This is a genomic window from Paraburkholderia elongata, assembly GCF_013177735.1.
Lineage (GTDB): Bacteria > Pseudomonadota > Gammaproteobacteria > Burkholderiales > Burkholderiaceae > Paraburkholderia > Paraburkholderia elongata.
In genome coordinates this window covers 1-14,670 of the sequence record NZ_WOEZ01000279.1, presented here as the reverse complement: position 1 = coordinate 14,670, position 14,670 = coordinate 1, and the positions used below count along the sequence as shown (strand labels likewise).

Genomic DNA, 14,670 nt, shown 5'->3' with positions numbered 1-14,670 from the left:
AAACCGTTGCAAACCGTTGCAAAAGGAGAGGCAGATGGCAGCAGAGACGTTGACAGGCTTGTCGGGCAAGGTCGCCGTAACGAACATCGGTCTGCTGTTATCCGGCGACATCGACCAGCCGATTCTCGACGCTGACACGCTGGTGATCGACGACGGCGTGATCTTCGCGATCGGCAAGGAGGCGGATTGCGACCTCGAAGGTGCGCGGACTACCGTCGACTGCAAGGGCACCACGGTCGCCCCGGGCCTGATCGATTCGCACGTGCATCCGGTGTTCGGCGACTGGACGCCGCGGCAGAATCAGATGGGCTGGATCGAATCGAATCTGAACGGCGGCGTGACGACGATGATCTCCGCCGGCGAAGTGCATTTGCCTGGTCGTCCGAAAGACGTGATCGGCGTAAAGGCGCTTGCTATTACAGCTCAACGCTCGTTCGAAGGGATGCGTGGCGCGGGTGTCGGTGGCGGCGTGAAAGTCATGGCGGGTGCGCCGGTGATCGAGAAGGGCATGGTCGAGGAAGACTTCAAGGAGCTCTCGGAAGCGGGCGTGAAGCTGCTCGGCGAAGTGGGTCTCGGCAGCGTGAAAGGCGGCGAGGAAGCGGGGCAGATGGTCGCGTGGGCACGCAAGTACGGCATTCAAAGCACGATTCACACGGGCGGCCCGTCGATTCCCGGCTCGGGTCTGATCGATAGAGACGTGGTGCTCGCCGCCGACGCTGACGTGATCGGCCACATCAACGGCGGCCATACGTCGCTTTCCTATCGGCACGTATGCGATCTGTGCGAGCAATCGAGCCGCGCGCTGGAGATCGTTCACAACGGCAATGAGCGGATCGCCTTGCTCACCGCACGTCATGCGATCGAATTGAAGTGTCCGCATCGGATCATTCTCGGCACCGATAGCCCGGCGGGTTCCGGCGTGCAACCGCTCGGCATTTTACGGATGATCGCGCTGATCTCCAGCCTCGCCGACATCCCCGCTGAGATCGCCTTCTGCTTCGCGACCGGCAACACCGCGCGGCAACGCAATTTGCGCCAGGGTCTGATCGAAGTAGGCCGTCCTGCCGACTTCGTCTTCATGGACCGTGCGCAGCACACGGCCGCCGATACCCTGCTGGAAAGCGTGCAGCTCGGCGATATTCCCGGCGTCGGCATGGTGATGATCGACGGTTTGATCCGCTGCCGGCGCAGCCGCAATACACCACCGGCGACCGAAGTGCCGGTGGTGCTGTGAACGCGCGCCGCACGGCGTGGCCGGCATTGTCATGAACCGCCCGGCGCCACTTGCGCTGCACGTCAACGGCGCGACGCATCTTGTCAGCGCCGCTGCCGACACGCCACTGCTCTATCTGCTGCGTAACGACCTCGCGTTGAACGGTCCAAAATTCGGCTGCGGCCTCGGCGAATGCGGTGCGTGTACGGTATTGCTCGACGGCATGCCGACGCGTTCATGCGTGACGACCGCGAAGGTTGCATTGGGGCGTGAGATCACCACGCTCGAAGGACTGGGCACGCGTGCCGCGCTGCATCCGGTGCAGCAGGCCTTTATCGAAGAACAGGCCGCGCAGTGCGGCTATTGCCTGAACGGCATGATCATGACCGCCAAAGCGTTGCTCGATCGCGATCCGCATCCGAGTGTCGAGACGATTCGGCGGGAATTATCGCGCAACCTCTGCCGGTGCGGCACGCATGTCGAGATCGTGCGCGCGGTGCAGCGCGCGGCTGAATTGCTCGCCGCGCAATCGGTGTTGGATCAGGGAGCGCGCGCATGACCGGGCCGGATCTCAGCGTCGATCGCCGGGCCGCGCCGCCGTCGCGGCAGCAACTCTACGACGCGCAGAATGTGCTGATCGTCACGCGGCCGCCGCAAGCGCCGGTGCGAGCCGCGGTTGGGCAGCCAGGGTCGCGGTCCTCGTTCATGCCGACGGAAGCGGACATGTTTCTCGTGGTGCGCGACGACGGCACGGTGGTCGCGTTCAACGGACACGTCGATCTCGGTACCGGCATCGGCACGGCGCTCGCGCAGATCGTCGCGGAAGAACTCGACGTGCCGTTGACGCGTGTATCGATCGTGCTTGGACACACGAACGAAGCGCCGAATCAGGGTCCCACGATTGCGAGCGCCACGATTCAGATTTCGGCCGTGCCGTTGCGGCACGCGGCGGCGCAGGCGCGGCAGTTTCTGCTGGCGGAAGCGGCGGTGCGTTTGAACTTAAGTGCAGAGCAACTCGACGTGCGCGACGGTGTGGTCGTTCAGCGTGACGACGATACTGCAAAAGGCTTGATTTACGGCGAATTGATTACCGGACGGCGCATCGAATTAACGCTCGCCACCGATGCGCCTCTGAAATCGCCCGACACGTACAAGATCGTCGGCAAGAGCTCGCCGCGTGTCGATATCCCCGCGAAGGCCACGGGCGAATTGAGTTTCGTGCACGACGTGCGCGTGCCGGGCATGCTGCACGGCCGCGTCGTACGGCCGCCTTATGCGGGTGTCGCGCAGGGCGAGTTCATTGGCAATAGCCTGCTGCATGTTGATGAAAATTCTATCGGTGACTTGCCCGGCATCGTCAAGGTCGTGGTGATCCGCGATTTCGTTGGCATCGTTGCTGAGCGCGAAGAGATCGCGCAGCAGGCGGTGAAGCGGTTGAACGTGCAGTGGAAAGCAGTTGAGGGTTTGCCGCCGCTCGAAACCAGCGAGGAAGTGGAAGCTGCGCTCAGAGCAAATCCGGCTAAACGACGCGATCTGGTGATCGAGGGCGATATCGACGCAGCCCTCGCGCAAGACCCTGCTCGAACGCTGGAACGCACCTACGTATGGCCGTTTCAGATGCATGCGTCGATTGGACCCTCGTGCGCGGTGGCTGACTACCGGGATGCGAAGCTGAAAGTCTGGTCGGGCACGCAGAATCCCCATTCGTTGCGTGCCGATCTCGCCTTGTTGATGGCGCTGGATGAAGCGCACATCGAAATCGTGCGCATGGACGCGGCGGGTTGCTATGGCCGCAATTGCGCGGACGATGTCGCCGCCGACGCCGCGCTGCTATCGCGCGCAAGCGGCAGTCCGGTGCGCGTGCAACTATCGCGCGAAGACGAGCATGCATGGGAGCCCAAAGGCGCTGCGCAATTGATGGACGTGCGCGGCGCTTTAAGCGCAGAAGGCGAGCTCGCGGCATACGATTTCGCGACGCGCTATCCATCGAACGACGCCCCTACTTTAGCGCTGCTGCTCAGCGGAACGATCTCCGCACAGCCGCAAGTATTCGAAATGGGCGACCGCACGTCCGTGCCGCCGTACGACTATCGGACCATGCGCATTGTCTGCGACGACACGCCGCCGATCGTGCGCGCATCCTGGCTAAGAGGCGTGTCCGCCTTGCCGAACACATTCGCGCATGAGTCTTTCATCGACGAACTTGCAACGGAAGCGGGCGTCGATCCCGTTGAGTTTCGGCTGAAACATCTCACTGATCCGCGTGCGATCGATCTCGTCAAAGCAGTGGCTGAGAAAGCCGGCTGGCAACCTCGTACCAGCGCTTTGAAAGATGCTCAGGAAGATGGTGACATAGCGCGCGGTAGAGGCTTCGCTTACGCCCGATACGTGCACAGCAAATTCCCCGGCTTCGGGGCCGCATGGTCCGCGTGGGTCGCCGACGTCGAAGTCAATCGCAAGAGCGGCGAGCTTGCCGTGACGCGCGTGGTGGTCGGACAGGACACCGGCACCATGGTGAATCCTGACGGCGTACGTCATCAGATACACGGCAATGTGATCCAGGCCACCAGCCGCGCGCTGAAAGAACGCGTGACGTTCGGCGAGAACGCGGTGACGAGTCAGGAGTGGGGCGCGTATCCGATCCTGACGTTCCGTGAAGTGCCGGTGATCGACGTGGTGATGATGCCGCGCCACGGCGAGCCGCCGATGGGCACAGGCGAATCGGCGTCGCTGCCCGGTGCCGCCGCGATCGCCAACGCGCTGTATGATGCGACCGGTGTACGTTTTCGCAGGCCGCCGTTCACGCCCGAGACGATTCGCGCCGCGCTCGCCGATGCGCAAGCGGAAGAGGCGGCTGCGCGCAAAAAGAAGCGCTGGCGGTTCGGTTTTCTCGGCGCAATCGCCGCGGGCGCGGCCGGTTGGCTGGGCGCACTGGCTATGTCGCCGCAAGCGATTGCGCCGATTACGCCACCGCTAGCGAGCGCGTTCGCGCCGGAATTGGTGGCGCGCGGCAAACTGCTTGCGTCGCTGGGCAATTGCGCGGTTTGCCATACCGCGCACAACGGCGTGCCGAACGCGGGCGGCAAACCGCTCGATACGCCGTTCGGCACCGTCTACAGCACCAACATCACGCCCGATGGACTGACGGGCATCGGCACATGGTCGCTCGACGCATTCATGCGGGCGATGCGGCAAGGTATCAGCCGCGACGGGCATCGTCTGTATCCCGTGTTCCCCTACACGTCGTTCAAAAACACGTCCGACGACGATCTGAAGGCGCTCTACGCGTACCTGATGACGCAAACGCCAGTGCGCTCCCGTCCGCCGGAAACGAAGCTCGCGTATCCGTTCAGCGTGCGTCCGTTGATGGCTGCATGGAACGGGCTCTTCCTTGGCCGCAATACGTTTACCGCCAGCGCGACGCAAAGTGCGCAATGGAATCGCGGGGCGTATCTCGTGAACGGCCTCGGCCATTGCAGTGCGTGCCATACCCCGCGCAATGCATTCGGCGCCGAGAAAGCCGGCACCGCATTCATGGGCGGCGGCATGGCGGAAGGGTGGGAGGCGCCCGCGCTGTCGACGCTTTCAAACGCACCCGTGCCCTGGAGCGAAGACGAACTGTTCAGCTATATGCGCTACGGTCACGCGCCGCTGCATGGCGTCGCGGCCGGGCCGATGGCACCGGTCGTCAGCGATCTGGCTGCGCTGCCCGACAGCGATATTCGCGCGATGGCCACGTATCTGGCGTCTTTGAATCCCCTGGAGGCCAACGCAGATCCTGTGGCGATGGCGCGTCAATACGAGCAGGCCAGCACGATAGCGGGTACGACGACAGGGCTCGGTGCACGTCTCTTCGACGGCGCGTGTGCAGCCTGTCATCACACTGGCAGCGGGCCGGAATTGTTTGGTGCGCATCCTTCGCTGGCGCTTAACACGAATCTGCACAGCACGACGCCTGATAATCTGATTCGTGTGATTCTCGATGGTATCGGCTCGCCTGCGCGCCCCGAACTCGGTACGATGCCGGCTTACCGCGACAGTTTCAACGATGCCCAGGTCGCCGAACTTGTGTCATACCTGCGTCAGCAATTCGCCGGCGGCAAGCCGGCATGGCAGGACGTCACGGCGAGCGTCGCCAGAATCCGCGCGACACCGCGGGCGGAGTGAAATTGCCAGACGTATTGCTGCACGGTTTGCAGCTTCACTCGCAGCTTCACTTGCAGCACCGATTGCAGCACAACGCGCAACAGGGCTTGCAACACAACTCGCAACACCACTTGCAGCACAACTCGTGACACGGCTCGCAACACGGCTCGCCGAACGAATCGCGAGACGCTTGAACGCTTGATAAGAACGACCGCATTCCCGCAATCCTTTTGATAACGGAGAAACGCATGACCACGCGCGCAGGATGGATCTCTCGCCTCACGGTTTCAACGGTTCTATCGCTCGCGGCCTTCGGCGCGAGCGCCCAGCAGACCATCAAGATCGGCGAAATCAACAGCTACAAGGCGCAGCCTGCCTTTCTCGGTCCTTACAAGAACGGCTGGAATCTCGCGCTCGAACAGGTGAACGCGGCGGGCGGCGTACTCGGCAAACAGCTCGAAGTGGTGTCGCGCGACGACAACGGCAATCCGGGCGACACGATCCGCGTCGCGCAGGAGTTGATTGCGCGTGAGCAGGTGCAATTGCTGTTCGGCGGTTTCCTGTCGAACACGGGTCTCGCGCTGACCGACTTCGCGAAGCAGAAGAAGATTTTCTTCCTGGCGGCCGAGCCGTTGACTGACAAGATTGTTTGGGCCGACGGCAATAAATACACGTACCGGTTGCGTCCTTCGACGTATATGCAGGTGGCGATGCTGGTGCCCGAGGCGGTGAAGCTGAAAAAGAAACGCTGGGCGCTGGTGTATCCGAACTACGAGTACGGGCAATCGGCGGTGGCGACGTTCAAGAAGCTGATGACGGCGGCGCAGCCTGATGTGGAGTTTGTCGCCGAGCAGGCGACGCCGCTGGGTAATGTCGATGCAGGCGCGGTGTCGCAGGCGATTGCCGATGCGAAGCCGGATGCGATTTTCAACGTGCTGTTTGGCGCCGATCTTGGCAAGTTTGTGCGCGAGGGCAATACGCGTGGGTTGTTTAAGGATCGCAGTGTGGTGTCGTTGCTGACGGGTGAGCCAGACTATCTCGACCCGTTGGGTGCGGAGGCGCCGACTGGCTGGATCGTGACGGGTTACCCGTGGTATTCGATCGATACGGCGGCGAACAAGAAGTTTGTGGATGCGTATCAGGCGAAGTACCACGATTATCCGAGGCTGGGGTCGGTGGTGGGGTATTCGGCGTTGATGTCGATCGCGGCGGGGATCAAGAAGGCCGGTTCTACTGATTCGGATAAGCTGGCTGCGGCGTTCAAGGGACTTGGGGTAGATACGCCCTTCGGGCCGATTACTTATCGGGCGCAGGACAATCAGTCGACGATGGGGGCTTTTGTCGGTGTCACCGGTCTCAAGGACGGCAAGGGTGTGATGACTTCCTATCGGTATATTGACGGCGCTAGTGTGGAGCCGTCGGATGCGGATGTTAAGAAGTTGAGGCCTGCTGACTAAGGTTGTTTTTGCTTGCGCGGCGCTTGTTCGCCTGTATGCCTGCGGTGTTGGCCTTTCCTTGAATTGATATTGGTTTATTAGCGTCGCCCCTGTGCGGGGCGGGCACCTACTTCTCTTTGCCGCCGCAAAGACAAGTAGGCAAGAGAAAGCGGCTAAAAACCCCTGCTAAGCGGGTTCCTCGCACAGTCGCGGTAGTGGTGCATCTGGAATCTGTGTTCTCGCACATTCAGCGTGAGTGACAAGGCAGTCATACTTCCGGCGGCGCTGCGCGCGCCGACACGGTACTTCATCAAACCGTACGCTGTTGCCGATGTTCGGTAGTACTTCGTCAAACCGCGCGCCGCTGCCGACACGCCGCGACTATTCGGCAACTCACCCGCTATCGGTGCGCTCGCTGCTGCTTCATTAGACCAATAACTGCTTCAGGCGTTAGGGGGTGCTAGCGACAGCTAGCTGCTTGATGCGCCCAGCGGCACACCCCAAGCCATCCGGTATTTGCAGCGCATCGCCGAGGCGAAGCCGATGGCCCCCACCATGACTAAACGAAGCCATTGGTTTGCATGGTGAACCCTTCCGGCGAGCACATAGTGCGAGGCGGGAAGCATGATTGCCTTGTCACTAGCGCGGAGTGTGCGAGAACACGGATTCTAGATGCACCACTACCGCAACTGCGCGAGGGACCCGCTTAGCAGGGGGTTCGAGCCGCTTTCTTTGCTTATCTTTCTTTGCGGCGGCAAAGAAAGTAAGTGCCTGCCCCGCACAGGGGCGACACTAATAGACCAATAGCAAATCAAGGAAAGGCCAACGCCATAAAAGCACAGACAAAAAGCGCCGCGCAGGCAAAAAAAACATTACTCCTCCGCATCATGCTCAATCACAAACCGCCTCAAATAAGCCAGCACAGCGGCTTCCACAGCCCGATGATCAGCGGTACTCTTCGACCCCGAATTTTCCTCATCGCCAAACAACGTGGACGGCGCATTATGCACATCCACTTCCTGGCCTTCGCGAAACACGCGAATCTCGTGAACGTCTTCAGCGTACTCGGCAATCCAATGCACGCCTTCGATATGCGCGCCCGCGCGAACGGTAGGTATCTTCATGGCCGTCTCCCGTCGGGCCGGACCACGGCGCCAACCCTTGCCATTACCATACGCCGTCCAGACGGCAGGCGCGAGCACTACAAGGCAATTTCCTGAAGCTCCGCTGCGTCGCAACAATACGGCGCGCGCACCCCACGCGCGCCGCATCTCGCCTGCAGTCTTACTGCACCGTCGCCAACACGTCGCCCACCGTCTTGAAGATGTGCGCGATCTGCTCTTCGTCGATGATGAGCGGCGGCGAGAACGCGAGGATATCGCCGGTGAAGCGCACCAGCACGCCCGCCTCGAAGCACTTCACGAAGGCTTCGTAAGCACGCGCGCCCGGCGCGCCGTCGCGCGACTCGAGTTCGACGCCCGCGATCATGCCGAGGTTGCGAACGTCCTTCACATGCTTCGCACCGCGCAACGAGTGAGCAGCGGCTTCGAACTTCGGCGCCATTGTCGCCGCGCGCTCGAACAGGCCTTCGCGGCGATACAGGTCGAGCGTCGCAACTGCGGCAGCGGCCGCAGCCGGGTGGGCCGAATACGTGTAGCCATGGAACAGCTCGATCGCGCCCTGTGCGCCGCTGTTGACGATCGTGTCGTGGATCGTGCGGCTCGCGGCCACCGCGCCCATCGGGATCGCGGCGTTGTTGATCGCCTTGGCCATCGTGATCAGGTCCGGCGTCACGCCGAAGTATTCGCTCGCCGTCGCCTTGCCGACACGGCCGAAACCGGTAATCACTTCGTCGAAAATCAGCAGGATGCCGTGCTTCGTGCAGATTTCGCGCAGCTTCTGCAGATAGCCTTGCGGCGGAATCAGCACGCCCGTCGAGCCGGCCACGGGTTCGACGATCACGGCGGCGATGGTCGACGCGTCGTGCAGCGTGACGATGCGCTCGAGTTCGTCGGCGAGATGGGCGCCCCAGGCGGGTTGGCCTTTCGAAAACGCGTTGTGTTCAAGGTTATGCGTGTGCGGCAGGTGGTCGACCGCCGGCAGTAGCGCGCCGGAGAACGTCTTGCGGTTCGGCGCGATGCCGCCGACCGAAATGCCGCCGAAGCCCACGCCGTGATAGCCGCGCTCGCGGCCGATCAGACGTGTGCGCTGGCCTTCGCCACGCGAACGGTGGTACGCCAGCGCGATTTTCAGGGCGGTGTCGACCGATTCCGAGCCGGAGTTCGTGAAGAAGATCCGGTCGAGGCCGTCCGGCATCAGTTCGGCGACTTTCGTGGCCGCTTCGAATGCCAGCGGGTGGCCCATCTGGAAGGTGGGCGCGAAATCGAGCGTCGACAGTTGCTGGGTGATCGCAGCGACAATTTCGTCGCGGCCGTGGCCGGCGTTCACGCACCAGAGGCCGGCGCAGCCGTCGAGCACTTCACGCCCGTCCGTGGTGCGGTAGTACATACCCTTGGCCGATTCCAGCAGGCGCGGCGCGGCCTTGAACTGGCGGTTGGCGGTAAAGGGCATCCAGAAAGACGACAGGTCGTCGATGACGGGGCGCGAAGTCATGGTTTTTCCTCGAAGTGGTCCCCCAAGGGGACTTCCTTCGGGGCGTAGCCAAAACTGTAGCGTTCGCGGTTTAATGGCGGCATAAACAGTTGACGCAGTGTGGCGCTAACTGTGTTGGTGGAATTGCGATAACTGTGTCGACTCCTCACTCCCGATCATGATCGAACTACAACTTGAGCGCGACCGGCGCGCCGCTCCCACGCTCGTCGAGCAGGTCGTGCAGGGCTTCGCGCGCGCCATCGAGGCGCAGTCGCTGCGCGCCGGCGCGCTGTTGCCGTCGGTGCGGCAGTTGGCGCAAAGCCACGAGCTGAGCACCTTCACCGTCACCGAAGCGTACAACCGTCTTGTTTCGATGGGCCTCGTGGTGGCGCGGCGCGGGTCCGGTTACCGCGTGGCGGCGCGCTTGCAGTCCGCGCGGGCCGCCCCGACCGATTGGCAACCGCCGAGCCTGACCGCGACCTGGCTGCTGTCCGATGTGTTCGCCGACCATTCGGTGCCGATCAAGGCGGGCGGCGGCTGGCTGCCGAACGAGTGGATCAACGAGACGGGTCTGCAGCATGCGCTGCGTGCGATGAGCCGGGTGCCGGCGGCGCGGCTCGGCGACTACGGGCATCCGTACGGCTTCGCGCCGCTGCGCGAGCGGATCGCCGAGCAACTCGACCGGCGCGGGTTGCCGGTCGACGTCTCCAACGTGCTGCTCACCCAGGGCGCGACGCAAGGGCTGGATTTGATCGTCCGCACGCTGCTACGCGCCGGCGACGCCGTGATCGTCGAAGATCCGGGTTATTGCAATCTGCTGCAAATTCTCAAGCTGGCGGGGCTGGTGGTGCATGGGGTGCCGCGCACCCCGGCCGGCGTCGATACCGACGTACTCGAAGCGCTGGTCGCGCAGCACAATCCGAAGGCGATTTTCGTCAACACCACGCTGCAGAATCCGACCGGCGCGACCTTCGGCATGTCGGCGGCGTTCCGTCTGTTGCAGATCGCCGAGCGTCAGCGCATGTGGGTGATCGAAGACGATGTCAGCCGCGAACTGGCGCCGCCCGGCGCGCCATTGTTCGCCGCAATGGAAGGCTTGCAGCGTGTGCTCTACGTTGGCGGTTTTTCGAAGACGGTGACGCCGGGGCTGCGCTGCGGCTATGTGGTCGCCGAGCGGGCGGTGTTGCGCGAGCTGGCGCGCACGAAAATGGCGGTGGGATTGACCTCGTCGGAAGCGATCGAGCGGATCGTCGACAAGGTGTTGCTCGAAGGGCGCTATGCGCGTCACGTCGAAGCCGTGAACGAGCGGCTCAAGCTCGCGCATGCGACCGTCGAAGAGCGGCTCGATTCACTCGGCCTCGAACTGTTTCACCGGCCGCGAGCCGGCCTGTTCCTGTGGGCGCAGCTGCCGATCGAAGCGGAGCGCGCGGGGGAAGTGGCGACCGCCGCGCTCGCGCATGGCATCTGGCTCGCGCCCGGCTCCTACTTCCGTCCCGACGATGCCCCGAGCGCCTGGTTCCGTTTCAACGCCCCGTACTCGACCGACGACGCGTTGTGGCGCTTCATCGAGCGAGTCGGGCAGGGCGCGATCTAGCTGTGCTCAACCTTAAGTGGACTGGCCGAGCAGCTTCAGCACGATCGGATACAGCGAGAGCACCAGCAGCAGCGCCATCGCCACATTGAAAATGCGCAGCCGCTTTGGATCCGACAGCACGCGCCGCATCGCAGTGCCGAAACCGGCCCACAGGCAGATGCACGGAAAACCGATCACGTAGAAGATCACCGCCATCGCGATGGCGTTCATGCTGTAGCTCTCGCTCAGGTGGATCGTCGTGGCGGCGGTCAGCACCATCATCCATGCTTTCGGATTGACCCACTGGAACGCGATGGCTTCATAAAACTTCATGGGCCGGCGATCGCCTTTCTTGACCTTCAGCTCGCCCGACGTGCCGATTTTCCACGCGAGATACAGCAGGTACGCGACGCTCGCGACTTCGAGCACCGTGTACAGCACGGGAAAGTGCACGAAGGCTTCGCCCAGACCAATCCCAACCGACAACATCAACAGCACGACCCCGGCGCTGATGCCGGAAACATGCGGCAGTGTGCGGCGAAAGCCGAAGTTGACGCCCGAGGCCAGCAACATCGTGTTGTTCGGACCAGGCGTGATGGTCGTGACGAGCGCGAACAGAATGCCGGCGGGCAGCGCGCTAAGGCTGAGGCTGAGGTAGGACATGGGTGGCTCCGGTGGCGGCCAATAGGACCTTTGGAGCATTCTAGCGAACCATTCCGGTACAGTACCTGTACGGTTTGTGGGATGCTGTCCGGTACAGGTGACGGGTTGAGGTTCGCATCGGAACCGAGGCTTCGATAGCGAAATAAACGGTATATACTGTTTATACAGTTATCAACGCGGAGAACCACATGACAACACCCGTCACTAAAGAGCACACCAAGAAGGCGTTCCATTTCCCTAAGAGCTCGTCCAAGCACGGGGTAAATGGCGCCGAGCCCGCAGTCGCGCCGGAACAGCCGGCAGAAGCGGCGCCTGTCGTCGAAAAGGCGTCCAAAGCGAAGCGCGCGGCCGCCGCGGAAGCAACGCCTGCCGTCAAGAAAGCAGCCAAAAAAGTGAAGCGTGCGGCGACCGCGGAAGCGAAGCCCACCGCTGAGAAACCAGCCAAAGCGAAGCGCGCGGCGACTGCGGAAGCGAAGCCCGCCGCCAAGAAAGCTGCCAAAGCGAAGCGCTCGGCAGCTGCGGAAGCGGCCCCTGTCGTCGAGAAAGCGGCCAAAGCGAAGCGCTCAGCAACCACGGAAGCAGCGCCTGCTGTCAAGAAGGCAGCCAAAGCGAAGCGTTCGGCAACTGCCGAAGCCGCGCCGGTCAGCGCTCCCGAAGCAAAGAAAGCCAAGCAGCCGAAGAAAGAGAAAGTCGTGCGCGACAGCTTCACGATGCCGAAATCGGACTACGACAAGATTGCTTCTCTCAAGCAGAAGTGCCTCGACGCCGGCGTATCGGTCAAGAAGAGCGAGCTGTTGCGAGCAGGGTTGATGATGCTGGAGTCGGCAGCGCCGCAGCGCCTGCTTGCCGCAGTGTCGTCGCTCGAGACGGTGAAGACGGGGCGTCCAGCGAATGGCTAAACCCCGGCATCATGGTTCGATGCAAGGTTTGAATCAATTCGTGCCCGCCCGGGCGGTGTCGGACTGCAGCGCATCCGGCTGCAAGTTCTCGAGCCGCTAGGGCGGGTACGAAGCATCATCATTACATCGCCATATTGCTGGAAGGTGACGGTCAAATTACGTCGGGCCGCGGGTTGCCTGACGAATCCGTTTCGTGGCGTGACTGCTGCCACGTTGTGTCACGTCCGTTTCGCAGAGCCGGTTTTCAGAACTGGCCAGACGCTTCGAGAGTTCCCTCAGCTCCCCACCGGCGAAGCCAGATAATTCCAGTCGTGCAGGAAAATCTGCTCGAAATAAGCCGCGGCATCGGCGCTATGAATGATCAGGCCCGCATCGCGATTGCGCAGCGTGCCGTCCGCCGACCAGTTCTGACTGCTGACCAGAACGACATTTCCGTCGACAACGATACCCTTGTTGTGAACGTTCGCCTGCCGGCGCAGCACGGACGACGGCACACCCGCCGCGATCAGCTTCTCGACCCACGCGTCATTCTGAAACTGGCTGGTGATCAGACGCACGTCGAGTCCGCGATCGATGAGCGCCTTCAGCGCCGCAATCAGTGCGTCATGTTCTGCATCGTCAGGGCGTCCGCTCGGATGGATATATTGAGTCTGCATGTAAAAGTGCTGCTGCGTGGACTCGATGAGCGCCAAAACATGAGGCTGATAGTTATCGGGTGTGAGTAGCGGCTGGATCGTCACAGTGTCAGTCAAGGTCTTCGGCGCGAAGAACTGGTGCGGAGCCTTGCCGGCAGCAAACGCTTCGATCGGAACGTCGAGAGCAGCGGCTCCGGCTCCCGGAACAGTCATGCGCTGTGCCTTAGCCTCAAGAATCGCGTTGTGAGAGACCGTATAGTCGTGCTGCAGGAATGCGCGGAACGTGCTCGCCAACGCCTTGCTCGTGACGATCACATGCCAGTCGCGATCATGTGTCTCGGCGAGCTTGCGCGCGGCCGCCACGTCCGACAGGTCGATCTCCGGCTGATTGCTGTTGTTCCAGTTGCCCGAAGAGAGCCAGAAAGTATCGTCTTCGCGCACGGCGACCTTGATGTGATACGCGTTCGGATAGATCCAGACGGGTGCCTTCGGGTCGGCATTGGTGAGTGCCCACGTGCCGGCGAAGCGCTCGCCGAGCCGGGTCGAGAGATCGGTCTGCGTTTGCTCGTCGGTCTGATCGGCCGTGGGATTCTTCGCGGGATGGTCGAGCGTGAGCGTCAGCTTTTTGCCGTCGGCAAGCGCGGCCTCAACTGTGGTGAGAATGTGCGCGGAGGTGAAGTCATACATGCCGACCACCAGTTCTTCGCGAACGCCGGCGATGAATTTCGATAGCTCCGCCCACCCGGCATCGGGACTCGCATGCAGTACCAAAGAGACCTGCTCCGTCACCGAATCGAGACTCGCGCCGGGCGCCGGCGTGTACGGAATCTCTTGTTTGCGCGTGCTGGCGGCAGCGAATGCGATGAGCGGTGCAGGCGGACTCGCAAGTGGGTTGCCTTGTTTGTCGAAGAACACCTGGTCCGCGAAATAGGGCTGCCGCAGTTCGTGGCGGGCTTCCGCCAGTGCGCAATATCGTGAAGGGTCGAGCGCTTGCATCGATTCCATCGCGTCTGCCGCGCGTACATCGACGGGTACGCCGTCGATCTGCTTGGGCAGCGCGGCTTGCAGCGTGGCCAGCTTGTCCGCCATGACGGTCACGACGATGGCACGCGTGGCAGCGCGTCCAGATGCCGGCCATTGCAAGCCGCTGCGCACGGACAGCACGCCCGCGTGCCGGAACGATTCGGCGTGCGTGTCGAGCATGGCCCGGATGTCGATTGGCGCGAGGTCAGGGCTGGTCTGAGGGGTTTGCGGCTGCGCGGCGCTGCCATCGTCGGCGTAAGGTGCGGCAGCGGATTGCGGCACAATTCCAGCGCAAGCGGTCAGCATGACATGTCTCCCTGGTGAGGACGGAATGGCTCATGCCTTCTATGAGCAGTAAGTTGTCAAGGCCTTTCGCGAACTGGGTCACGGATCATCGGTCAGCTTCCTTCTGCGCCTCACGTGCGGGAGCGCGTATCGGGTCAAGGGCAGGCCAAAGCCTGGCGCCAGCGGGACCCTTGACGCGGCGAAG

At 62.4% G+C, this 14,670-nt stretch carries 10 protein-coding genes; 6 read left to right on the top strand and 4 right to left on the bottom strand.

Annotated elements, in window-relative coordinates:
• The first annotated feature begins 34 nt into the window (after positions 1–34).
• The 4 genes from GNZ13_RS45990 to GNZ13_RS45975 all read left to right on the top strand — a co-directional run bounded on the left by GNZ13_RS45990 (position 35) and on the right by GNZ13_RS45975 (position 6,816).
• Entirely contained in the window at positions 35–1,234 is a 1,200-nt protein-coding gene (locus tag GNZ13_RS45990) for an amidohydrolase family protein (RefSeq protein WP_172177485.1), read from the top strand.
• 31 nt (positions 1,235–1,265) lie between these two features.
• A complete protein-coding gene (locus GNZ13_RS45985; protein ID WP_172177483.1) occupies positions 1,266–1,772 on the top strand; it encodes a (2Fe-2S)-binding protein in 507 nt (168 codons plus the stop codon).
• Complete coding sequence (locus tag GNZ13_RS45980) at positions 1,769–5,380, top strand: molybdopterin cofactor-binding domain-containing protein (protein ID WP_172177481.1); 3,612 nt, start codon at positions 1,769–1,771, stop codon at positions 5,378–5,380. The genes GNZ13_RS45985 and GNZ13_RS45980 overlap by 4 nt, the downstream gene beginning before the upstream one ends.
• A 227-nt stretch (positions 5,381–5,607) precedes the next feature.
• Positions 5,608–6,816, top strand: coding sequence for an ABC transporter substrate-binding protein (locus GNZ13_RS45975; protein ID WP_172177479.1), 1,209 nt, complete (start codon positions 5,608–5,610; stop codon positions 6,814–6,816).
• An 851-nt stretch (positions 6,817–7,667) separates the two neighbouring features.
• On the opposite strand, the gene GNZ13_RS45970 is transcribed toward GNZ13_RS45975, so the two are convergent.
• Together GNZ13_RS45970 and GNZ13_RS45965 are read right to left on the bottom strand one after the other, a co-directional pair.
• On the bottom strand, positions 7,668–7,919 hold the full coding sequence (locus GNZ13_RS45970; RefSeq protein ID WP_115776711.1) for a hypothetical protein: 252 nt from the start codon (positions 7,917–7,919) through the stop codon (positions 7,668–7,670).
• Positions 7,920–8,079: 160 nt separating this feature from the next.
• Positions 8,080–9,408: an aspartate aminotransferase family protein gene (locus GNZ13_RS45965; protein WP_172177477.1), complete on the bottom strand. Its 1,329-nt coding sequence runs from the start codon at positions 9,406–9,408 to the stop codon at positions 8,080–8,082.
• A gap of 157 nt (positions 9,409–9,565) precedes the next feature.
• On the opposite strand from GNZ13_RS45965, the gene GNZ13_RS45960 reads away from it, so the two are divergent.
• On the top strand, positions 9,566–10,981 hold the full coding sequence (locus GNZ13_RS45960; RefSeq protein ID WP_172177475.1) for an aminotransferase-like domain-containing protein: 1,416 nt from the start codon (positions 9,566–9,568) through the stop codon (positions 10,979–10,981).
• 12 nt (positions 10,982–10,993) lie between these two features.
• On the opposite strand, the gene GNZ13_RS45955 is transcribed toward GNZ13_RS45960, so the two are convergent.
• The gene (locus GNZ13_RS45955; RefSeq protein ID WP_172177473.1) at positions 10,994–11,623 is read right to left on the bottom strand and encodes a LysE family translocator; all 630 of its coding nucleotides are present in this window, start codon (positions 11,621–11,623) and stop codon (positions 10,994–10,996) included.
• A 188-nt stretch (positions 11,624–11,811) separates the two neighbouring features.
• Between GNZ13_RS45955 and GNZ13_RS54040 the strand changes: the two genes are divergently transcribed.
• Positions 11,812–12,522 (top strand): hypothetical protein, encoded by a 711-nt coding sequence (locus GNZ13_RS54040; RefSeq protein ID WP_172177471.1) that lies wholly within the window; start codon positions 11,812–11,814, stop codon positions 12,520–12,522.
• Between the two features lie 275 nt (positions 12,523–12,797).
• On the opposite strand, the gene GNZ13_RS45945 is transcribed toward GNZ13_RS54040, so the two are convergent.
• Positions 12,798–14,486 carry a phospholipase D-like domain-containing protein gene (locus GNZ13_RS45945; protein WP_172177469.1) on the bottom strand — a complete coding sequence of 563 codons (1,689 nt, stop codon included), beginning with the start codon at positions 14,484–14,486 and terminating at the stop codon, positions 12,798–12,800.
• Positions 14,487–14,670 lie beyond the last annotated feature (184 nt).